Genomic DNA, 21,052 nt, shown 5'->3' with positions numbered 1-21,052 from the left:
TCATGTTGGGGTTTGAAAATCTGGGAACCGGCGGCCCAATCATCGCCGTACTAGGACTGCTCTCGCTTTTGTCATTGACTTTGATCGTGGTCAAAGTGATCCAGCTTGCGCCGGTACGTTCAGGCGACCGGGCGCGGGACGCGGCGCTGGTGGAGTGGTCAAAAGGGGACCGACAGGGCGCTCAGACCGCTGTTGCATCAGGCAAATCCCCTGCGGATCGGGTATGTGCCTATGCGATGCAGGCCCTGATGGATGGCTTCAAAGGTCCGCCGCTGATGGCAGAACTGACCCGGCGCGGGAATCTGGAATTTGCATCCATGAACACCTGGATCCGGGTTCTGGAGCTTATTGCCATGATATCTCCTTTGCTGGGGTTGCTGGGAACTGTGACCGGAATGATCCAGTCGTTTCAGGAACTTGAACTGGCGCAGGGTGCGGCAAATGCATCGGTACTGGCTGGCGGTATCTGGCAGGCTTTGCTGACTACGGCGGCTGGGCTGTTGGTTGCGATCCCCGCAGCCGTTGGCGCATCTCTTTTGTCAGGCCGTGCCGAAGCGGGGGCACAGGCCATCGAAAACGCAGTCGGGCGCCTGATGGTGATCGAGGAACGCGGAACGGACTGAGGGGGTAGCGATGTCCGTCGAAATGACCCTGACCCGACGCAAGCCATCACGGCCCCTGATCTCGCTTGTGCCGATGATCGACGTGATGCTGATCCTGTTGGTGTTCTTCATGGTCACGTCAACCTATCTGAACCTCGACATGATTCCGGCCTTGTCCAGGACTGACCGCCCTGCCCCATCGGCCGAGGCTTCAGGCGATCAGTCGGGCGGGGCCATGCTGATCCGGATCGGAGCGGACGGGTTGCCGTATTTTCAGGGCCGTGCTTTGCAATCCGACGACCTCGGCGCTTTGCTTGCCAACCGGTTGTCCGCAAATCCTGCGCTGTCTGTCATCATCCTTCCAACGGGCAGCGCCAGAATGCAGGCGCTGGTGTCGGTCATGGATACGGTGACAACTGCCGGGGTGGCCAACATGCGCGTGGTTCGACTGGAGGCGCGGCCATGAGGATCACCCGCCCCGCTCCGCGCCATCACCCCGAAACAATCATTGCCCTGATAGACGTTGTCTTCTTCCTGCTGGTGTTTTTCATGCTGATCGGGCGGATGGATGCGACCGCGCCCTTCGACGTCACACCACCCATAGCCGGAACCGGAGCGGACATGCCCGCCGGGGGATTGACCCTTTCTATCAGCGCCGAAGGATTGCTTGCGCTGGAGGGTGCGGAAGTACAGTTAGAAGATGCCACCCAACAGGTTCAAGCAGCGTTGACTGATCAACCCGAGACACGGATCAGAATCAACGCGCACCGGGATGCCACGCTGCGCAATATCCTTCCTATGATCGCTCAGTTCGAAGCCATGGGCGCGCGCGAGGTTGTTCTGGTCGTCACCCCTCCGGGGCCTGTTCGGTGAGCCGCACCCCGATCATATGGAGCGTTGGCCTCGCCCTCTCGATCGCGCTGCATATTGCAGGGGCAGGCGTTTTGCTGTGGTCGATAGAACCAGAACCCGTGGCCGAACAACCCGTACCGGAAACCCGGATGCAATTGTCTGCCCATCAGGTCAAACAAAGCGACGCTATCGAGACACAGCCCGAGGCAGATCCTGCATCCGCCGAGGATGCGTCAGGGGCAAGGCTGGCGCAGGGTGCCATCCGCGAATCCTCGGCGGTTGCTTCCGAGATTACGCAGCAACAGGTCAACGCAACCGAACCTGAAACTGATGCCATTGCGGTGCTGGAACAGGTCGCCGAAGTCGGCGTGGCTCTGGATGCCAGCCCTGCCGCGCTGACCGAAGTCAACGGCGCAACACAGATTGTGCTGGCCGCCGAGGTCATCCCTGCAAACCTGAACGCTGCAGCGTTACCTCTGACCGCAGTCGGCGCCACGATTGCACAACCTCAACCTGTTGAGGCCGCCATACCCACCGTCGAAACTGCCCCAGCCGTTCAGGCGCAGCCCGTTGCCCTGACCCAGACCGTGCCGGATATCCCAAAGGCGAAAGCCTCTGACGTGTTTTCAGCCGTGGGCGACGACCCTATCGACCCGGTTTCGTTAGCCGCATTTCAAAGCTTCATGCGGCCCGAGGACGCCGGTCAGGGCGCACAGGATCTGCGTGATGGGATTGACGGGTTGCTGTCGCAAGTCCCCTGCTCGCGCTTGCAAGTTCAGTTTCAGCCTGAAACCAATACGCTGGAATTGATCGGTCATATCCCCGAAACCGGCCTGCGCGAGCCGGTTCTGGCAGCGTTGCAGGCTCAGATGGGCGAGAACATTCGTGTGGCGGACAACCTGCTGGTCCTGCCGCGCCCACAATGCGGGGCGCTCAGCGGGATTGCAGATGTTGGCCTGCCGCAGTCCACCGATCAGATCACCAACCCGCTTTTGGTGGGCGAGGACGTACATGCGCGTGAATTTCGATATACTCAGGGCCAGCAACTGGTTCTGGACCTGAGCGGTGCCGATTACGATGCCTATATTTATGTCGACTATTTCGACGCGGATGGTCAGGTCATTCACCTCAGCCCGAATGAAGCCACACCGCTTGAGTTGACGCAGGCGAAATCGGCGTTGCAAATCGGAGCCCAAAGACAAGGTGATCCGGGTCTTTTCATCACCATTGGGCCGCCTTACGGGCAGGAAATAGCCGTCGCGTTTGCTGCGTCAAAGCCGCTGTATCAGGGTCAGCGACCCCTTATCGAGCCTGCTGAAGACTACCTGAAATTTGTCAAAAGCCAGGTATCAGCCGCGCGCGCCGAAGATCCGGACTTCAAAGGGGAATGGGTCTATTTTTTCATAACGACGACCGAACGCTAGGCTGCCACGTCGGCCACCTGAGAGCGCATACCCAAATGCAACGGGAACAATTTTCTCGATCATTGAATGATTTCGCGCCCAAAAACCTGTTTTCCAGCGCTTTTTTGCGCCAGATATGCTAGCGTCGGGCGCAAGGACTAGAATATGAGTGACGAGATTAACCAGAATAGTGCGCCTGTGACCGTCGTCACACGCGGACGTTTTACGGTCCTGTGCCCCGAAAACCGGGATCTGACCCCCGCAAACAGGAAAGAGCGTGCGGTGGTTGCACTGCTTGCGGTCAGTCCCAGCAGACGCTGTTCACGCCAGTGGCTGCAATCGATTTTGTGGTCAGAAAGCGAACCTCCGAAAGCGGCAGGCAGTTTGCGTCGGGCTTTGACAAACCTTCGCGCCAATTTCACAGATTGCGGACCGGTCATTGAATCCAACAAGCACGAGGTTTGGCTGAGTGCTTCGGTAAGCGTCGATGACAGAGCCTATATGGCTGGAGCGGAAAACCTGCTGGAACTGGTGAACGCTCCTGACCCCGCGTTTGAGGAATGGCTCAGGGATCTTCGCGCCGAAGACGCCGCGCGAGCTGCGGAACAGGCCAACCCCGATCCGGCATCTCAGCCATCCGGGGCTACGGGTGGGACAATTGTCATTATTCGCTCGGCATCCGAACACCTGGACGGGACGGGGCGGTTCTTTGAAACGGTTCTGCTGGATACATTGTCGATGCGGTTTGAGGCGGAAGGAGCCGAAGACATCTACACTCTGGCAGAGCCAGAGCCCGAACAGATCGCTCGCGCGACCACGGTTGTGACTGTCGAACTGGTTTCGCTTGTCGAAGCCGGCCACTGGTCTGTTCACCTGCGCGCGCTGGCCGACCGGGACCGGCGGTTTCTGTGGTCGGGCCGCATGAGATTGCCGATCGAAGCGGGGGAGTTTTCAGCCGGGGTCGAGCTGGATGCCTTCGCCACGCGCGCGATTGCGCAGATCCTGCTGCGGTATCGGTCGTTTCGTAAGGTGGATCAATCGCCACTGATGATTTTAGGGCGCGCGTCCTCGCGGCTCTATGATCCCAGTATCGAACGGGTTCACGCGGCAGAACGGGACTTGAAAGGGCTGATCAACGGTGAGGGAGCGCCGGTGGCTCTGGCCTGGCTCAGCTTTGCCAAACTGGCACGCTTGCTAGAATTTGGGGATGCAGAAGCTGCTGAAGAGGCCCAGACGCTGGTGCAAGAGGCGTTGTCGCGCCGTCCGGGCAACGCCTTGATAACGGCGTTGGCGGCACGTGTTGCGATGGACGTGAGCGGCGATTTTGATCGGGCCGAAGCACATGCGCGCGATGCGATGAACAACGACGATGGCAATCCCTACGCGCTGCAAGCTGCCGCACGAATATCGCTGCTGCAGGGCCGTGTTGATGAAGCTCAGGCGTTGACAAGCCGGGCGCGGCGCGCCGCCGAAGGGCTGTCCCATGTCTTTGCGTGGGATTTCGAACTTTGCCTCAGCGCCCTTGCGCGCGGCGACTTTGCCGCCGCGCAAGAGGCGGTGCGGCAGGCGCATCGCAACAATCCCTCTCATCGCGCATCCTTAAGGTATCTCATCGCAACCAGCTTGCTGATGAAAGACACCGCAATGGCCGAAACGGCCGCCGCGAAACTCGCCGAGCTGGAACCGGGCTTTGCAATGTCCGACCTTGGCAAAAAGGACTACCCGGTTCTGACGCTCAGAAATCTCGGCCTGATAGATGCGCTGGAAGGCGGTTGAGTTCTACCTCGCCGCGATCTCACCCGCCAGACGAGCCGCCGCCAAAGACGTTCCGGCCGCCCGAAAACGATCTGGCCCCCCGTTCCCAAGCACGGCGCGCCCGACAAACGGACCAATCGGTTGCATATCGTAAAGCGCACCCGATGGGTTCATATCCGACAGTGACACCGCGTGATCGGCGACCTGTCCTTTCGGCAGCTGACTGGCATAGGGTGCCGGTTGCCCGTCTTTCAGTACAGCGGTGACAACGTGGATCTTGTTGTGACCCGAAGATGCCAGCACAGACGCACTGCCGTCCCGCCGGATGACGGAAAGCGGATCGCCCGGCCTTATCGGCCGGTCCTCATGGGCTAGCATTCCGATTTTGTCCGTTGGGCTGTACCGGCGATCTTCGAACCAGGATGGGCGCGAGGGTTGAAACGGATCAGCTTCAAACCCTGTCTCATCGCGAAGGATCCAAAAATCCGCGTCGGACTCAGCGCTGCAAATCCGCCATTTCCCAAACGGTGCAACCGGCGCCTGTGGCCGGGACGCAGCCGTGGGCACAAGAGTAATGCGGGTTCGCACACGATTGCCGCTGATATCCTCGGACCAGAGCGCCCCAATCGGTCTGCCCGCAACCTCGATCCGGGCAAGACCACGCTTGTCCGGGAGATCGACCAAGTCACCGCCCGGAGGTGCGAGTTTTAATCCACCCTGCCCTTTTGGACAGATGATTTCCACCGTATTGGCCGAATGGTCATCCGGCAAAACACGCCAGCCAACGCTTTGCCCACCCGTCAACCGCGCGTGCAGCTGGTCTTGCAGTTGATTGCCAATTGGCAGAACCAGTTCGACGTCCAAACCACAGCTGTTGTAGTCGGTGAGCGCCTGCTCCAATCCGCTGAGTATGTCGGAGGTGCCGTCCAGTGGACCACCAGTAAAGCCAAAGGCCATGATAATTACCAGACGAAATCCGGCACTATCCTTTTTGTCGGCATGTTTTCTGCGTTCGCGGACCTGTTCGACCAAGGCCCGCACAGCGATCTCCATGATCGCGCCCATCTGACCGCCAGACAAATCGCGCAGAACCGAAACCGGCAGTTCGAGCCCATGCAGTCGAGCCGTCCGAGGTGCCGTTGACAGAACCATATCGGTCATCGCAGTCCCATGGGCCAGACCCTCCGGTCGGACCAAAGGCCATCGCGCCCTGTCGCCATAAACGCTCTGGGGATATTTGGCAGCAAGGGCTTGCCGGTTGGCGGCGTCGGGCCGGGCGCAATACTCTGCGATCTCATTCGGGGTCAGGGCCCCGCTGACGAATTGTTTGTCCCTGAGTTTTAGGGCCCCAAACGACGCAAATCGGCAGGACGTATCCGAAGCACTGTCCGCGAAGGCAGGGTTCCAGAACGCAATTCCTGCATCAATAAGCCCGATCTCGACGTCATCCGGTTTTGGAGGATCGGCCTTGCCTGACAAGGCCACCGGTATGCTGGAACCGACCTGGCCAGATCGGGAAACCCGCGGCCCAAGAAAGATCGGGGCCGCCCGATCCGCAACCTGCCCCGAGGCATCGATCGCAGGCCACAGATCGCTAAACGGGGCCGCGGCTGTGGGTTTAGGGTCAAACTCTTCAATGAACAGACTACCCGAACTGTCACGAAAATAGACATTGGCGACGGTATCTGGGTCGGCCAAGCCCAAAATCATGTCCGGCAGCCCAGCGGGCAACAGGTTGCGGGGGGCTGGGTCGGGGCCTGTCAGGTATTCAAATCGCAACACGGGGCTCACTCCTGACCGATGGAAAAGCCAAGCTCGGCGCGCGAAAGTTCCATCGCCGCGCCAAGGACACCGCCGGGGTTGGTGAACACCGGCTCAGTTGGTTTGGCGTGCGCAACACCGACCTGCTTGGCTGGCTGCGCCAACAGGCCTGCCTGTCCAGCGCCACTCCAGACCGGAACCCGCGTGTCGTCGAGCGCCGGATTGGAGACCCCAAGACGCGCCGCGAAAATCTTGGCCAGATAGGTGGCAAGAAGCCGACCCATATGGCCGTCATGCTCATAATGCACCCCCGCCACGATCCGATTTTCTTCGATCCGGGCGGCGATCATCCGCAATTCCTGGGAAGCGCAGCTGAAGATCATGGATTCCATCGCAAAGGCCATCGCCCAGGATTCAGTCGCATGGCCACTGGGCGTAGCCCCATGTGCCGGTGTCCGAATGACCGGAGAAATCCCTGCCGACCAATCCGCCGGGCGTGGCACGTTCAGCTTATACTTGGCTTGCACGACCACTTTCCCCGCCGCTGCCAGCACGGCATCAAGCAGCGCCATGGTGAACGGATGTGTATCGCGGGTCATCGGATAAGCCAGCGCCAGAAAGCTGAGGATGTCGGTCTGCTGTTCGATAATCTCGCTAATGCGTTCCGCCCTTAGCCAGCGACGGCTGATGATTGCGTCCAGATCGGTGGCAACAAGCGACGGCCGCGTCAGCACGTCGGTTCCCAGATCGCAGCCGTGTTCCTGCACCATGACCCCGTCCTTTGCGGGCCTTGCATCATCAATCCCAAGCCCCCGCGACAAGGCAGCCGTCAGCAGAATATGCCGATGCAACGGCTGCAAGCGACGCAGGCTTTCCTTGTCGGGATCCTTGGCCTGTGTCGTTGCGCCCGCCTGCCCATCAACAGGCAACGTTTGCCCAACAGAATTCAGCGCATGGCTAAGATGCGACGAGCTCGCCCCACCCGCATGGTTCAGCGACGGAACGGACTGGGATTGCTGCGACTGCTGAGATTGTTGCGATTGCTGCGACTGTTGCGACTGTTGCGACTGTTGGGATTGCTGCGATTGTTGTGACTGGGCAAATGGCATTGAATTCTCCGTTGTTGCAGGTTCGAAGGATACCGGTGGCAACACCGGCGGTTTTTGACTGCAGGAGTTTTGCTGGTGTTCAACACGCCAACACTTTGCATTTGCAAATGTCCGGGGATGAAAAACACATAAAACTCGTTACTCGTGCACAGGGGCGATCAACTCTACCGACCTGAAAGAGAGCGGCGTGAAAATAGTGCCCGGGGGATCGTCAAATAACAACATATTTGCATCCAACCCCACCGGATGCCTGCTTTTATGAGGTCCAGCCCCAAAATCTGATGGTCAATAGGTTTCGCGCACATCCAGATCCAGCAGCACCGAGCTTTGCCAAAGGATCAGAACCTTGTCGTATTGGCCCTGTTCGGCAGGCGCTTCGAACCGGACCCGCTGATATTCGTCCCTGGAATTTCCGGCCCCGCCCGAGTTTCTGATTGTCAGGTCCAGTTCCAGCGTCGATGGCGGTGTGCGCGGGTCCATGTTGACGCACAGATGCGGACGCTCGGAATCGCTGGGCATTTCGCCCTCACCACTGACGATCAGTCTGGATGGTCCGGTGGTGTCCACATTGATCCAACTGGCAAAGGACCGGAGTTTCGGAGGATTAAACACGATATTCTCCTTTCAAAATCGTACGGGGAACAGCACCGGGATTGAAATGCTGTGCATAAGGCAGGGGGATTCTCGCGGGTATCGGTCTCACGGCAGCGTCACCACCCAGCCGCGATCGCGATAGTTCTGAACAACGGCCGTTAAGAGCTGATCAACACTGGCCGCCGGTGGCACCTTGGCCGGGGTCAGGAACAATCCATCCGAGCGGTATCGCGGCAGGTTGTTTACCTCGTCTAGAAAGGTGTCCAGATCCGCATCGCGCTTGCCGATATGGGTCATAACCTTGTGGTTGTCGGCCACCTTTCTTCCGCTTGCCCGCTCAAGGCTGTCAAACAACGCGCTTTTGATCGCGGTGTAGCTTTGGCTACCCATGGGTGTTTCCTTGCTCCAATCCAGATATTGCGTCTTAGACGGTATCAACCCAGCGTGATTTTTGCGTGATTAGCCAAGATTGAACCGTCGGGCGAGTTCAAAACCCAACTTGGCTACGGCTCGTTCCGCCACATTCCCATCGCCATTGACGCGGCCAAGAGCTATGTTCGTCAGTGCGTTGCAAAGGGGTGGTCATGAAGAATCAGTTCAGGCTTTGTCATGGCCGTCTCTGACCCACGCCCCAAAATATCTTCGGACGCGTATGACTATATCGTCGTCGGTGCAGGAACCGCCGGGTGCCTGCTTGCCAATCGTCTCAGCCAAGATCCCACAAAACGGATCCTCTTGCTGGAGGCGGGTAATACAGACACGTATCCGTGGGTCCATATTCCTGTCGGTTACCTCTTTTGTATCGGAAATCCGCGCACAGACTGGATGTTCAGAACGGAACCCGCTGCCGGGCTGAACGGGCGGTCGCTGCTCTATCCGCGCGGCAAGATGCTGGGTGGCTGTTCGTCTATCAACGGCATGATCTACATGCGCGGGCAGGCACGGGATTATGACAACTGGGCCCGTCTCAGCGGTGAGGATGAATGGAGCTGGGAAAATTCCATCCCGGATTTCATGGCGCATGAGAACCACTACAAGCTGGACCATGGGGCTGATCCGAAAACCGGAGACAACAGCCGCTTCTCGGACCATCATGGCCATGGCGGCGAATGGCGGGTGGAAAAGCAACGCCTTCATTGGGATGTGCTGGATTCGTTTGCGCAGGCCGCCAATCAGGTCGGTATCCCTCCAACCGATGACTTCAATACGGGTGATAACGCCGGGGTCGGTTATTTTGATGTCAACCAGAAATCAGGATGGCGGTGGAACGCCGCCAAAGGGTTCCTGCGCCCTGTAAAGCACCGAAAGAACCTGACTGTCTGGACCGAGGCTCAAGTCGAAAAGCTGACATTCACGACTACGCCAAACGGCGCAACACGCTGCACCGGTGCTGTCGTGCGACGTGCAGGGCAGCATGTTAAGGTGGACGCGAAATCTGAGGTCATATTGTCCGCGGGCGCGATCGGGTCGCCGCAGATACTGCAACTCTCGGGAATTGGCGATGTGGGGCTTCTGAAATCGCACGGGATCGACATTGTGCTGGATGCACCATTTGTTGGAGAGAACCTACAGGATCACCTGCAAATCCGGGCGGTTTTTAAGGTCAAAGGGACCAGAACCCTGAATACTCTCGCCAACAGCCTTCTCGGCAAAGCCCGGATAGGACTGCAATATGCGTTGCTACGCTCGGGGCCGATGAGCATGTCACCCAGTCAGCTTGGGGCCTTTAGTCGATCTGACCCGGGGCGCGCCCATGCCAATCTGCAATATCACATTCAACCGCTTAGCCTGGACGCCTTTGGCGAGGATCTTCACCCGTTTCCTGCGATCACCGTCAGCGTTTGCAATCTGAATCCAACCAGCCGGGGCCACGTTCGCATCAGGTCTGGTGCGTTCACTGATGCACCAATGATCTCACCCAACCATCTGGCCACTCAAGAGGATCGCCAGGTGGCGGCGGACAGCCTGCGGCAGGTGCGCGAAATCATGGCGCAACCGGCGATGAAGACACACCACCCACAGGAATGGAAGCCGGGGGTTCAGTATCAAACGGATGAAGAACTGGCCAAACTGGCTGGCGATATCGCCAGCACCATTTTCCACCCGGTCGGCACTGCCAGAATGGGGCGCAAGAATGATCCGACAGCGGTGGTTGACCCTCGGCTAAAGGTCAAGGGTATCGAAGGGCTGCGCGTTGTCGACGCCAGTATCATGCCCGAGATCACCAGCGGAAACACCAATGCCCCAACATTGATGATCGCGGAAAAGGCAGCGCGGTGGATCCTCGAAAGCCGCTAGGTCAGACATCAAACGGGATTGACGACACACCACATTCCATAGATGTCGAAGATCATGCAGCCCGTCGACCAAATCCTTTTGTCCTGTCAAACTCAATCTCGCGGATTTTTACACGATCTGCGAATTCTGGAGACAGGAACCGCATCGGCAACGGCCTTGATCGCAAAATTCGACCAGGACCAGTATGCGGACAGCGTTTATGACACGCTGGGCATAGACTGCCCGGACAGGCTGAACTCTGCGGTTGTCAAACGACGGGCCGAATATCTCGCAGGGCGTGCCCTTGCGCAGTCGGGCCTGTTGTTGATGGGCAGAAAGCCTGAATTGATCGCAACCGGGCCCAACCGGGAACCGGTCTGGCCAACCGGCATTGCCGGTTCGATAACTCATTCCAAAGGGCGCTGTGCCGTCATCGTCTCGGAAAATACCAATTTGCTGATCGGAATCGATGTAGAGGATATCGCCAGCGGATCAGCGTTGGACTCAATTTTTCACGTCACGCTGCGGCCGAACGAGACCAGCCTGATCCGCACGCAAGACAAGCTGCCAAAGGATATGCTGGCAACGCTTGTCTTTTCCGCCAAGGAAACACTTTACAAGGCACTGTTCCCAATTGTGCAGCGGTTTTTTGGATTTGATTGTGTTGAACTCGATGCATTGCCCGCAACGAATGGCTTGCGCCTGCGCCTGACCAAACCTCTTGGGGATCAACTGCGCACGGGCAACTGTTTTGACGTTGGCTATGCAACGATGGGAAGTTCCGTCATCACCTGGCTTATCACCCCCAGACCTGAGCCTGAGTGACGGGATCCTTCGCGGCAACTCAACCTTTTGTCACCAGACCATCCGCGACCCAACTGTCAAACAGCGCCAGCACAGCCTGAGCGAAGACGTCATCGTTAATATGCGCCGCAACCTCGGTGACAGGCGTCACAGCGGGCATCACGGCGCGGGCCTCGTCAACCATGGCCGCGCGGGCATCTGCATCGTAGGTTTCCCCGCCAACCCGATCCCATTCCTCGACACCTTCTAGCGGAAGGAAAAAATGCATCGGGCCAGTCGCTGCAGACAGACGATCGGCCATTTCCCGGATACCGGCCCGACGCTCATCGGCATTGAACACGGCGCTTTTGATCAGACGATTGTGTTCATGGAACGGGCGATCAGAATATTGTTCCGGAATCTCCTGCCATCCGGCGAAATCCAGCAGGTCCAACGCCCCTGGTGCGACCATCTGCGGCACCCCGACGCGTCCGGCGTTAGTCAGCCGGTCCTGACCCGATGAAACCAGGGATCCTGCCAGCATATTGGCAAACTCCTGCATACAGAAATCCATCACGCAGCAGAACGCGCCCTCGCCCGCCAGTTTTTCGAACGCCATGCCGCCCATGCCGGTTGAATGAAAGACCGCCACGTCATAGCCGCGCTCTTCAAGCGCTGGCTTGAGCGTTTTCATATAGCGCAGGCAAGACGACCCCAGCGAAGTCATCCCAATCATCGGGCGATCAAACCGAGGCGGCTGAACAGCGCGCGCTGCACCCAGAACCGCGCCAGCCGCTTGGCTCAATGAGGAACAACAGACCGAGTTCATGCCATAAAGACCACCCGCCCAGAGGATCATCTGAATATCCGGGGCCAGACGATGCGGTGGGATCAATGGCGAAAAGCTGACGGTGGATACGATATATTTCGGCACTCCCATCGGCAGGGCTTGCGCACAATCCAGCGCCAGATCGGTGCCCATCGTGCCTCCGGTGGCGAGCATTCCGTCAAAGCGGCCTTCTGCATAGGTTTGCGCAACGACAAGGGCTGCGCCTTGGGACATTACGCGAAAAGCTTTGTTTTCATCACCAAGCGCGATGACCTCATCGATTGTCATGTTCACCGCAGCGGCGACATCGTGTTTGGAGATATCCGTCGGTGTCTTGGGATCACCCAGCACCGAGACATCCATTGTCAGCACCGTTCCGCCCTGCCCGATTATGCAGTCTTCGATGAAACGCATCTCGGGTTCTTTGGTGTCATAGGTTCCGATCAGCAGAATGGTCTTGTCGCTCACGGGATTATCCTTTCGTCGAGGGATCGGGTTACAGCTGAATCCACGCTGTTTTCAGATCGAAATACTTCTCCATCGCGTGCAGCGATTTGTCGTGCCCGTTGCCCGATTGCCGAACGCCACCCAAAGGCACCGTTCCATCCGCGCCACCATACGTATTGACATGAACAACCCCGGCACGAATGCCAGCGACCATACGGTGCGCCCGGCTGAGGTTCGACGTCCACACACCCGCAGCAAGGCCATAAACGCTGTCATTGGCCAAACGCAGAGCGTCTTCTTCGTCATTAAAAGGCGTCACCGCCAGAACAGGCCCGAACACTTCGTTTTGGAACAGGTTGTCTGTGGGTTTGACCCCGTTCATGACCGTAGGCTCCATATAATATCCGCCCGTTTCAGACAGGATACGTTTGCCACCTGTTCGAAGTTCGGCGCCTTCAGCTTCGGCCTTTGAGACAAAATCAAGATTGCTTTCAAGTTCTGGCAACGAATGAACTGCACCAATTTGACTGTCCAGATCCAAGGGGTTGCCGACACGGAACGCACGCGCCTGTTTGGCAATCTCGGCAACAAACTCTTCGTGAATATCCTGCTGCACCAGCAGGCGCGAACCGGCGACGCAGATCTGACCTGAATTGCGGAAAATTCCTGCGGCGGACACTTTTGCCGCCTGTACCAGATCGGGCGCGTCATTGAAGATGATGTTCGGGGATTTACCGCCCAACTCAAGATAGCAGCGTTTCAGGTTGGACCGCGCCGAATATTCCAACAAACGCCGCCCTGTCCCCCCCGATCCTGTAAAGACCAAGACGTCAACGTCCATCGAAAGCGCCAGCGCTTCGCCCACCACACTGCCCTTGCCGGTGACAACGTTCAGAACGCCGTTAGGAAGCCCGGCTTCATGCGCCAGTTCGACCAGTCGTATCAACGTTAGCGAGGCCGACTCCGCTGGCTTCAGAACCAACGAATTCCCCGCCGCCAAGGCTGGTGCGATCTTCCAGGCACCGATCATCATCGGCATATTCCACGGCACGATCTCACCCACCACACCAACTGGCGCGTGATGCACAAGGCCCAGAATGTTTTCACCCGTGGGCGCGATCTGACCGTAAATCTTATCGATGGCCTCGGCATAGTATCGGAACGTACCCGCTGCCGACATCGGTTCGGCCTTCATGGCCATGTTGATCTCGGTCCCATTGTCCCGCACGCCGAGAACCGCCAGCTCCAATGCGTGCTTCTCGATCAAGTCCGCCAGCTTTAGCAACACTTTCTTGCGCGCCGCTGGCGCCTGTCGCGACCAGCGCCCATCTTCAAAGGCCCTGCGGGCCGCAGCAATCGCACGCTGCATATCGGCTGGCGATCCCTCAGCGATCCGGGTCAAAATGCCACCGTCGATTGGTGAGATGACATCCAGTTGCCCACCTTCAACGGCCCCCTCGTGCCGACCGTCAATCAGATGGCGTTGGTCCGGCACTGGCAGATTTCGCAGCGCGTCAATGGAGAGTTGGTCCATCGGTTGATTACCCTTGTTGGTTTGGATGATCAGAGTCCACGGGTGGCAGATGGGGCTCTGGCGTCAGCTTGTTCTTGAACTCGAAATACAGCGTACGGAAATGCAGAATCAGGATCAGAATGATCAGTCCAAACAGGATGGCCGCGATAGGGCGGTCGATGAAATCCAGCGGGGTTTTCACACGCGCCATGGCACTGCGCAGTTTGGTTTCCATAATACCGCCCAAAACCATACCCAGAATGATAGGCACAATCGGCAGGTCCAGCCGTTTCAGGATCAGCCCAAACACACCAAATCCTGCTGCGATGGCGCAATCAGTGATCGAATTACGTAAGGAATAGACACCCACAAACGCAAGGATCAGGATCATCACTCCAAGAAAACGCGTCGGAATCTGAATGATCTTCAGCAGCAGGTTGGTCGAGAACAGCAGAAACACCAATACGATAACGTTCAGCAGGATCAACGCCATATAAAGCGCCATCACGAAATCCATCTGGGTCTCAAAAAGCTGCGGGCCGGGGATCACATTATGCACATAGAAAACCGACAGCATCATTGCCGTCAGCGCCTCACCCGGAATGCCCAAAGCCAGCAACGGGATCATCGCAGCACCGGGAACAGCATTATTCGCTGCCTCTGAAGCGACCAAGCCCTCGGGCGAGCCTTCACCGAATTTTTCGGGACTATCCGAGCTTTTTTGCGCATAGGTGTAGGACAGAAATTGCGAGGTAAACTCTCCGGTACCCGGCACCATACCCATCAGAACACCGATGCTGGAAGACACGGTGGCGACGCGTTTGATGCCCAGTAATTCCTTAAGACCCGCAAACATGTTGCCACTGACATGAGTGTCACCGGGCGCGTGGTTCTTTTCCAACAACAACAAAAACGCCTGGCTGATGGCGAATAGGCCCAACACCACAACAATCAGGTCAACGCCCGAAGCCAGCCAACTTTGATCAAAGGTGAACCGGCGGGTGTATTTCACCGGCTCAAGCCCAACGGTGTTCAGAAAGATTCCAAACGCGGCCAGCATACCAGCGGCAAAAATCTGCCCCCTATGCGCCAACACAACCAGAACGATGCCCAGAAGTGCCGCAAGAAAGATCTCTCGGCTTCCGAAATGAGGGGCAATCAACGCCAGAACCGGTGACAGCACCATCAGGCAGATGATCGCAAATACACCGCCAAAGAAGGACGCCGAATAGGCCAGCGACAAAGCCCGGTGCCCTTCGCCCCGCTTGGTCATCGGATAGCCATCGTAGGTGGTCAATGCATTGACCGCCGTACCGGGCGTATTGATCAGAATTGCCGGAATCGCTCCGCCATACATAGACGAGCCATAGATGCCCAACAACAGCGTCAAACCCACGATGGGTTCAAACGCAAACGTGGCGGGCAACAGAATGGCAATGGCGACGGCCGCCCCTACACCGGGCAATGCGCCAATGATGACACCCCCGATCGAGCCGATGAAAAGGGCCACGATGACCTGCCATTGCAGCAGAATTGAAACCCCGGACCAAAGCGTTTCCACGGGCGCCCTCCTATAGGTAGGTCAGCGCAAAGGCGCGGACTGAGTCAGGCAGGTATTCATAGATCGCCCCGGCAGGGATTTTGACCTGCAGCATGGCGCGGAACACGATGGTGACGACAAATCCAAAAAAAGCGGCAATGGCAATTGCTCCAGACCCGCGAAACCCCGCACGCAAGGTCAGAAACACCGCAAACAGCATGGTCGACGGCAGATAACCAAGCTGCGGCACCAACAGGACATAGATCAGAAAATAGGCGACGTATTCCAGCGATCTGACCCAAAAGCCCACCTCGGCCCAACGACCGCTGATACGGGCCGACAAGGCCGAACTGAGCCAGTGAAGAAACGCAAATACAACCATCGTCCAGACCGCAACTGTCGGCCACAGCCCGGGTTGTGCAAACCATTTGGTCCGTTTGACCACTTTGGTCTCGGTCCCCAATTGGCTAAGCAGGAAAAGCGCGAACAGCAAAAACAATGAGGCAAAGACAATGTCCCCTGGACGCCGATAGCGCCGGAACATGTCCTGTAGGGTCTTTGCGATCATCGCGCTCTCCTGTCAGATATGAAAACGCCCGGCATCCTTTTGGACCGCCGGGCCGATTTCTTCTTACTCGCCCAAAATCTCTTCGATTTTCGCGAAAGAGGCTTTGTCCTGTTCGATCTGAGCGTTGGACGCATCCGGATCCTGCCAGTAGATCAGAGCTCCGGTTTCCTGAGCCAGCTGCTTGGCCTTATCAGACTGCAACGCCTTTTGTGCGGCTGCCGTGATCTTTTCACGGGCATCAGCAGGCGTGTCTTTGTGCACGAACAGACCGTTCCACAGGGCCAGCGGCAGGTCGGGGTTCATTTCAACAACGGTCGGCGTATCCGGAACCAGAGAAATACGCTCACTGCCGATGCTGGCCAGAACGTTCACCTTGTCGAGGCAGGGCAAAACAAGCTGCAGTGTTGTGTTGATAACATCCACATCGCCTGACGCCAGCGTATTGCAATCAAGCGCGTCAAAGGCTGCTTCGCTTGCAAAATCAAAGCCACTGCTCACGGCTGCGGCAAAAGTTACCTGAGTGGGTGGCAGGACCGAGCCAAAATGCCCCAGCGCGACGTCGTTTTCCTTACCGTGGGCCACAAGCTCATCCCAGTTCGAGAAAGGCGCATCTTTGCTGGACGCGATGACAAATGGGTAGGTCAGAAAGATCCCGATAGGCTCGAACGGATTGGGGTTGAGTTCGGGGATACCAATTTCCGGTCCGATAACAGGAACGCCGATTACAAACGAACCAATGGTATATCCATCCGCCGGTGCGGTTGCGACTTCGACTGCGCCGGGGAACGGACCGCCACCACCACCGGGCTTGTTCACCACCGCAGCGGGTACACCGTACATCGCCTGAAACTCATCCGCGATCATCCGGGTAAGCACATCTTCCAGATCACCCGGAGGCCATGGAACGACAAAAGAAACCGGCTTTTCCGGGTATTCGGCAAAAGCCGCTGTGGCTGAGGCGGCCAACACGGCAGCCGCGAGAAACTTTTTCATTTACACCTCCCAGTGTTCGGTTCATTATTTGAACCGTGTTAACAATATTTATCTTGCTTTGTTAAATTCTATCTGTCAAGTATATGCTTGACCCACGGAGGCACCGGGAATGGGAACAGCACTCAACGCTCTGAAATTGCTGGAATACTTTTCTTATTCTCGGCCAGAGATCGGCCTGAGCCAGTTCGCACGCCTGTCCGGGGCCAACAAGGCAACCACCCTAAGGCATCTGCGCGCGCTGGAAGAATTCGGACTGATTGAACAGAATCCCATGTCCAAATCTTATATGATCGGGCCTGCGGCTTTGCGGCTGGCCGCGCTGCGAGAGATAGCGAAACCCGGACTGGATGGCGCGCGAACGCAAATGCGGAGTGCGATGCAGACGGTTGGCGAAAGCCTGCACCTTTCCTTGCTTGAAAAAGAAACACTCAAAACCGCTCTGGTTGTCGAGACAATGCAGCACAGCGTGCGCGTTAGCCTGGATCCGACAGAAATCATCCCGTTCAACGCCACCGCGTCCGGCCTGTGTATGCTGGCCTTCGGGCCCGAATTTCTGTCCCAACGTCTTGATGACGGTGATTTGCCCCGATTTACCGAGACGACAATGATCGACCCCGATCAAATCCGAAAACAAGTCGAACGCATCAAGCAAACCGGATGGTCCAGCAGCAATGGCAGCTTTGAAGCCGGCGTACACGGATTCGCGACACCCGTATTCGGCATCGACAAGCTGGCGATCGGAACGGTGGCCTTTGCCGTGCCGACAAACCGGGCCGTTCCGGCGTTATTGCCCGAAATTCTGACATCTCTTCATACCCTCTCGCTGGAGCTGACCGCAAATTTCGGCGGTCAGATGCCCGAGAGTTTTCCAACTGCTTTCCAGCCATGACCAATGGTCGGACATAAATTCCGGAGACACCCGCCATGAAAGACTCCAACTTTCTGAAAGAAAACAATGCGCGCCACTTCTGGCACCCAATGGCGCATCCTGCCGACAGCCAGAACAATCCGCCGACAATTCTAACCGGAGGAGAGGGTGTTTGCATTGTGGACATCGATGGACATAGGGCCATCGATGCCGTGGGCGGGCTTTGGAATGTGAACCTTGGCTATTCCTGCGACCCGGTGAAACAAGCGATCAGCGATCAGCTGAACGCCCTGCCCTATTATTCAACCTTCCGAGGCACCAGTAACGACAAGGCCATCGAGCTGTCCTATGAACTTGCGCAATTCTTTGCCCCGGATGGGCTGACCCGCGCGTTCTTTACCTCGGGCGGTTCGGATTCTGTCGAGATCGCGTTGAAGCTTGCCCGCCAATACCACAAGGTCAGGGGTGAACCCGGTCGGACCAAATTCATCAGTCTGAAACAGGGCTATCATGGCACACATTTCGCCGCTGCCTCGGTCAACGGAAATCAAAAGTTTCGCACGGCTTATGAACCGCTAATGCCCGGTTGCTTCCACATCCCTGCGCCTTGGACCTATCGCAATCCCTTTGATGAGACTGATCCGGAACGGTTGGCATATCTCTGCGTCAAGGCACTTGAGGCCGAGATTGCATTTCAGAGCCCCAACACCGTGGCCGCCTTCATTATGGAACCCGTGCTGGGCGCAGGAGGTGTCATTCCACCCCACAAAAGCTTTATGCCGATGGTGCGCGAAGTTTGCTCGAAACATGGTGTGTTATTGATCGCGGATGAGATCATAACTGCATTTGGCCGTACCGGCAGCGAAAGTGGCTCACGGCATTGGGGGGTGCAGCCTGATATCATGGCAACCGCCAAGGCCATCACCAACGGTTACTTCCCATTCGGCGCGGCCATGATTTCCGGCGCAGTGGCCGAGGTGTTCGAAAATGACACAACCGGTCTTGCATCAATCGATCAGGGTTACACCTATTCCGGACACCCCGTCGGCGCCGCAGCGGCCCTTGCCGCGCTAGCAGAGATCAACCGATTGAAACTCTGGAAGAATGCCGCCGCGCGTGGGGATGAGATGTTTGCAGGGCTCAAGAAACTGGCCGAGAAACACGATGTGATCGGCGACGTGCGTGGGGGCGAGGGCCTGATGTGTGCTTTGGAACTGGTCTCGGACCGCGCCTCCAAGGCACCAACGGCCAAACATATCCCAGTACAGGTTCAGAAAGCGGCCTATGAGGATGGGGTGATGATCCGCGTATCGGGCAACAACATCATCCTTTCGCCGCCCCTGATTGTCACTTCGGACGAGGTCGCCAAGATTCTGTCGGCGTTGGATACCGGACTATCCAGCCTGTAGCTACGCATTTAAGGCTTCCCGTGCGCGACGGGCTCAGATTTTGACGGCTTGCAACTCTTCTAGCAGGTCCAGCAATTGGTCAAGCTTGTCGCGACCCATCTGGTGTTCGATACTGCTGTAGATCGCCTGAGAGGTTGGTAGGTTATCCTCGAGAATAAACCGTCCGGCATCGGTGATCGTCACTATGGTACGGCGCTTGTCCTGACTGTCCTGACGACGCGAGATCTGTCCATCAGCCTCCATCGCCCGCAGGATACGGGTGAGGCTGGGCAATAGCAGGCAGGCTTCATGAGCTATGGCACTTTGCTCGATCTCGCCCATCTCGTCCAAAACCCGCAGAATGCGCCATTTCTGTTCGGTCAGTTGGATACCCTGCAGCATGTCGCGGATCGGCGCCATGACGGTTTCACGGGCGCGCAACAGCGCGATTGGCAAAGCACGCGACGTGCTGGTGGTGTGGCTTTGACTATCCATGCGGGGCTTCTAGTGCGCGGTTCGGAAAATTGCAAAGTTTGAGCGAACAAGGCTTTAGAAGCTCAGGTCACCTGTGACCGGACCTGAAAGCGATCTTGTTCCCAACTGCCGCTTTGCAAAATGGTCTCCATCCGGTTGACGGCTTCCAGAATGTCTTCCTCATTTATGAACAGAGGCGTTATACCAAACCGCATCACATCTGGTGCACGAAAATCACCGATGACCTTGGCTTCGATCAGTGCTTGCATACAGGCATAACCGTGCTCGAACCGAAAGGCGACGTGGCTGCCCCGCGCTTGCGGGTCACGCGGGCTGGCAAGCGTGACGCCCGAGCACCGGGCATCGACCTCGCGAATGAACAACTCGCTCAGTTCAATAGCGCGGCTGTGCAGATCATCCATATCGACTTCATCCCAGACGTCCAGAGCCGCGTTCAGCAGTGAAAACGCGGCAATCGACGGGGTGCCGATCCGCATCCGCTCGATCTTGCCGGGCATAGGGCGGTAGTCGGTGTCAAAGGCAAACGGGGCTTCATGCCCGAACCAACCGGACAATACCGGCTCGACCGTATCCAGCAGGCGCGGGGCGACATAGATAAACGCCGGGGAACCCGGCCCCCCATTCAGGAACTTATAGGTGCAGCCAACAGCGAAATCCGTATCAAGCCCGGCGACGTCCACGGGGATAGCACCTGCCGAATGCGCCAGATCCCAGACCACAACCGCGCCAACCGAATGCGCCTTTTCAATAAGAGACGCCATATCGTGTTTGCGTCCCGTGCGGTAATCGACCTCTGTCACCATAACAACTGCCACCTCGTCGGTGATGTTGTCCATCACATCCTGAGGGTCGGGAATACGAAGCTCATAGCCTGCATCCTTCAGTTTAATCAGCCCCTCGGCCATATAGAGGTCAGTTGGAAAGTTGCCGTTGTCCGACAGGATCACCCTGCGATCCGGCACCATGGACAGCCCCGCCGCGACCGCCTGAAACACCTTGATCGATAGAGTGTCACCAACAACGGTTGTCCCAGCTGGCGCACCGATCAAGCGGCCCACACGGTCGCCCAGCGTATTGGTCTGCATGTACCAGTTCCTGGTGTTCCATCCTTTGATCAGTTCGGTTTTCCATTCATCGTGCAGAAAATCATGGATCGCGGATGGTGCGGCCTTTGGCATTGGACCCAGCGAATTGCCGTTCAGATAAATCATGCCTTCGGGAATATCGAACATTGCGCGGGTCTTGTTGAAATCGGTCATGCTCTGCCTTTGTCGG

20 protein-coding genes are annotated in these 21,052 nt (G+C 57.4%); 9 read left to right on the top strand and 11 right to left on the bottom strand.

Translation table 11 applies throughout. From position 1 onward, the window contains the following. Nucleotides 1–2 precede the first annotated feature (2 nt). From ACR0FG_RS02485 to ACR0FG_RS02465, 5 genes are all read left to right on the top strand, one after another. On the top strand, nucleotides 3–623 hold the full coding sequence (locus ACR0FG_RS02485) for a MotA/TolQ/ExbB proton channel family protein (RefSeq protein ID WP_480889743.1): 621 nt from the start codon (nucleotides 3–5) through the stop codon (nucleotides 621–623). A 10-nt stretch (nucleotides 624–633) separates the two neighbouring features. Continuing rightward, a complete protein-coding gene (locus ACR0FG_RS02480) occupies nucleotides 634–1,068 on the top strand; it encodes an ExbD/TolR family protein (RefSeq protein ID WP_480889741.1) in 435 nt (144 codons plus the stop codon). After that, nucleotides 1,065–1,475 (top strand): ExbD/TolR family protein, encoded by a 411-nt coding sequence (locus ACR0FG_RS02475; RefSeq protein WP_480889738.1) that lies wholly within the window; start codon nucleotides 1,065–1,067, stop codon nucleotides 1,473–1,475. Before ACR0FG_RS02480 ends, ACR0FG_RS02475 begins: the two co-directional genes overlap by 4 nt. Next, the gene (locus ACR0FG_RS02470; RefSeq protein ID WP_480889735.1) at nucleotides 1,472–2,878 is read left to right on the top strand and encodes a DUF4384 domain-containing protein; all 1,407 of its coding nucleotides are present in this window, start codon (nucleotides 1,472–1,474) and stop codon (nucleotides 2,876–2,878) included. Before ACR0FG_RS02475 ends, ACR0FG_RS02470 begins: the two co-directional genes overlap by 4 nt. 144 nt (nucleotides 2,879–3,022) lie before the next feature. Beyond that, a complete protein-coding gene (locus tag ACR0FG_RS02465; RefSeq protein WP_480889734.1) occupies nucleotides 3,023–4,633 on the top strand; it encodes a tetratricopeptide repeat protein in 1,611 nt (536 codons plus the stop codon). Between the two features lie 3 nt (nucleotides 4,634–4,636). Here ACR0FG_RS02465 and ACR0FG_RS02460 read toward each other — a convergent pair whose 3' ends face one another. The 4 genes from ACR0FG_RS02460 to ACR0FG_RS02445 form a co-directional block, all read right to left on the bottom strand. Continuing rightward, entirely contained in the window at nucleotides 4,637–6,394 is a 1,758-nt protein-coding gene (locus ACR0FG_RS02460; RefSeq protein WP_480889732.1) for a hypothetical protein, read from the bottom strand. Between the two features lie 5 nt (nucleotides 6,395–6,399). Then, nucleotides 6,400–7,482, bottom strand: a complete 1,083-nt coding sequence (locus ACR0FG_RS02455; protein ID WP_480889730.1) for a phosphatase PAP2 family protein — start codon at nucleotides 7,480–7,482, stop codon at nucleotides 6,400–6,402. Nucleotides 7,483–7,767: 285 nt separating this feature from the next. Then, nucleotides 7,768–8,094, bottom strand: a complete 327-nt coding sequence (locus ACR0FG_RS02450; protein ID WP_480889728.1) for a hypothetical protein — start codon at nucleotides 8,092–8,094, stop codon at nucleotides 7,768–7,770. Between the two features lie 87 nt (nucleotides 8,095–8,181). Continuing rightward, nucleotides 8,182–8,466 carry a hypothetical protein gene (locus ACR0FG_RS02445; RefSeq protein WP_170710807.1) on the bottom strand — a complete coding sequence of 95 codons (285 nt, stop codon included), beginning with the start codon at nucleotides 8,464–8,466 and terminating at the stop codon, nucleotides 8,182–8,184. 219 nt (nucleotides 8,467–8,685) lie between these two features. Here ACR0FG_RS02445 and ACR0FG_RS02440 point away from each other — a divergent pair, with 219 nt between their 5' ends. Continuing rightward, complete coding sequence (locus ACR0FG_RS02440; protein ID WP_480889725.1) at nucleotides 8,686–10,374, top strand: GMC family oxidoreductase; 1,689 nt, start codon at nucleotides 8,686–8,688, stop codon at nucleotides 10,372–10,374. Nucleotides 10,375–10,530: 156 nt separating this feature from the next. Next, nucleotides 10,531–11,178, top strand: coding sequence for a 4'-phosphopantetheinyl transferase family protein (locus ACR0FG_RS02435; protein WP_480889723.1), 648 nt, complete (start codon nucleotides 10,531–10,533; stop codon nucleotides 11,176–11,178). A 19-nt stretch (nucleotides 11,179–11,197) separates the two neighbouring features. Here ACR0FG_RS02435 and ACR0FG_RS02430 read toward each other — a convergent pair whose 3' ends face one another. From ACR0FG_RS02430 to ACR0FG_RS02410, 5 genes are all read right to left on the bottom strand, one after another. Next, a complete protein-coding gene (locus ACR0FG_RS02430) occupies nucleotides 11,198–12,433 on the bottom strand; it encodes a Tm-1-like ATP-binding domain-containing protein (protein WP_480889720.1) in 1,236 nt (411 codons plus the stop codon). A 28-nt stretch (nucleotides 12,434–12,461) separates the two neighbouring features. Further along, nucleotides 12,462–13,946, bottom strand: a complete 1,485-nt coding sequence (locus ACR0FG_RS02425; RefSeq protein ID WP_480889718.1) for an aldehyde dehydrogenase — start codon at nucleotides 13,944–13,946, stop codon at nucleotides 12,462–12,464. 7 nt (nucleotides 13,947–13,953) lie between these two features. Beyond that, nucleotides 13,954–15,486 (bottom strand): tripartite tricarboxylate transporter permease, encoded by a 1,533-nt coding sequence (locus tag ACR0FG_RS02420; protein ID WP_480889715.1) that lies wholly within the window; start codon nucleotides 15,484–15,486, stop codon nucleotides 13,954–13,956. Nucleotides 15,487–15,496: 10 nt separating this feature from the next. Further along, on the bottom strand, nucleotides 15,497–16,033 hold the full coding sequence (locus tag ACR0FG_RS02415; protein ID WP_170710813.1) for a tripartite tricarboxylate transporter TctB family protein: 537 nt from the start codon (nucleotides 16,031–16,033) through the stop codon (nucleotides 15,497–15,499). Nucleotides 16,034–16,096: 63 nt separating this feature from the next. Continuing rightward, nucleotides 16,097–17,026, bottom strand: a complete 930-nt coding sequence (locus ACR0FG_RS02410) for a tripartite tricarboxylate transporter substrate binding protein (protein WP_480889713.1) — start codon at nucleotides 17,024–17,026, stop codon at nucleotides 16,097–16,099. Between the two features lie 109 nt (nucleotides 17,027–17,135). On the opposite strand from ACR0FG_RS02410, the gene ACR0FG_RS02405 reads away from it, so the two are divergent. Together ACR0FG_RS02405 and ACR0FG_RS02400 are read left to right on the top strand one after the other, a co-directional pair. Continuing rightward, nucleotides 17,136–17,915 (top strand): IclR family transcriptional regulator, encoded by a 780-nt coding sequence (locus tag ACR0FG_RS02405; protein ID WP_480889710.1) that lies wholly within the window; start codon nucleotides 17,136–17,138, stop codon nucleotides 17,913–17,915. A 35-nt stretch (nucleotides 17,916–17,950) separates the two neighbouring features. Further along, on the top strand, nucleotides 17,951–19,303 hold the full coding sequence (locus ACR0FG_RS02400; RefSeq protein ID WP_480889708.1) for an aminotransferase class III-fold pyridoxal phosphate-dependent enzyme: 1,353 nt from the start codon (nucleotides 17,951–17,953) through the stop codon (nucleotides 19,301–19,303). Between the two features lie 33 nt (nucleotides 19,304–19,336). Here the strand turns inward: ACR0FG_RS02400 and hpaR are convergent, their stop codons facing one another. Beyond that, on the bottom strand, nucleotides 19,337–19,777 hold the full coding sequence (gene hpaR, locus ACR0FG_RS02395; RefSeq protein ID WP_480889705.1) for a homoprotocatechuate degradation operon regulator HpaR: 441 nt from the start codon (nucleotides 19,775–19,777) through the stop codon (nucleotides 19,337–19,339). A gap of 62 nt (nucleotides 19,778–19,839) precedes the next feature. Continuing rightward, entirely contained in the window at nucleotides 19,840–21,036 is a 1,197-nt protein-coding gene (gene kynU / locus ACR0FG_RS02390; protein ID WP_480889703.1) for a kynureninase, read from the bottom strand. Between the last annotated feature and the right edge of the window lie 16 nt (nucleotides 21,037–21,052).

Source organism: Ruegeria sp. E1 (genome assembly GCF_056534225.1).
Note: the sequence above shows the minus strand (reverse complement) of the source record. Positions and strands in the feature narration are given on the sequence as shown.

What these genes read in the sequence shown, in the direction of transcription:
- ACR0FG_RS02485 (WP_480889743.1), top strand. Translation starts at nt 3, where the DNA reads ATGTTGGGGTTTGAAAATCTGGGAACCGGCGGCCCAATCATCGCCGTA.
- ACR0FG_RS02480 (WP_480889741.1), top strand. Translation starts at nt 634, where the DNA reads ATGTCCGTCGAAATGACCCTGACCCGACGCAAGCCATCACGGCCCCTG.
- ACR0FG_RS02475 (WP_480889738.1), top strand. Translation starts at nt 1,065, where the DNA reads ATGAGGATCACCCGCCCCGCTCCGCGCCATCACCCCGAAACAATCATT.
- ACR0FG_RS02465 (WP_480889734.1), top strand. Translation starts at nt 3,023, where the DNA reads ATGAGTGACGAGATTAACCAGAATAGTGCGCCTGTGACCGTCGTCACA.
- ACR0FG_RS02455 (WP_480889730.1), bottom strand. Translation starts at nt 7,482, where the DNA reads ATGCCATTTGCCCAGTCACAACAATCGCAGCAATCCCAACAGTCGCAA.
- ACR0FG_RS02445 (WP_170710807.1), bottom strand. Translation starts at nt 8,466, where the DNA reads ATGGGTAGCCAAAGCTACACCGCGATCAAAAGCGCGTTGTTTGACAGC.
- ACR0FG_RS02440 (WP_480889725.1), top strand. Translation starts at nt 8,686, where the DNA reads ATGGCCGTCTCTGACCCACGCCCCAAAATATCTTCGGACGCGTATGAC.
- ACR0FG_RS02425 (WP_480889718.1), bottom strand. Translation starts at nt 13,946, where the DNA reads ATGGACCAACTCTCCATTGACGCGCTGCGAAATCTGCCAGTGCCGGAC.
- ACR0FG_RS02415 (WP_170710813.1), bottom strand. Translation starts at nt 16,033, where the DNA reads ATGATCGCAAAGACCCTACAGGACATGTTCCGGCGCTATCGGCGTCCA.
- ACR0FG_RS02410 (WP_480889713.1), bottom strand. Translation starts at nt 17,026, where the DNA reads ATGAAAAAGTTTCTCGCGGCTGCCGTGTTGGCCGCCTCAGCCACAGCG.
- ACR0FG_RS02405 (WP_480889710.1), top strand. Translation starts at nt 17,136, where the DNA reads ATGGGAACAGCACTCAACGCTCTGAAATTGCTGGAATACTTTTCTTAT.
- ACR0FG_RS02400 (WP_480889708.1), top strand. Translation starts at nt 17,951, where the DNA reads ATGAAAGACTCCAACTTTCTGAAAGAAAACAATGCGCGCCACTTCTGG.
- hpaR (WP_480889705.1), bottom strand. Translation starts at nt 19,777, where the DNA reads ATGGATAGTCAAAGCCACACCACCAGCACGTCGCGTGCTTTGCCAATC.
- kynU (WP_480889703.1), bottom strand. Translation starts at nt 21,036, where the DNA reads ATGACCGATTTCAACAAGACCCGCGCAATGTTCGATATTCCCGAAGGC.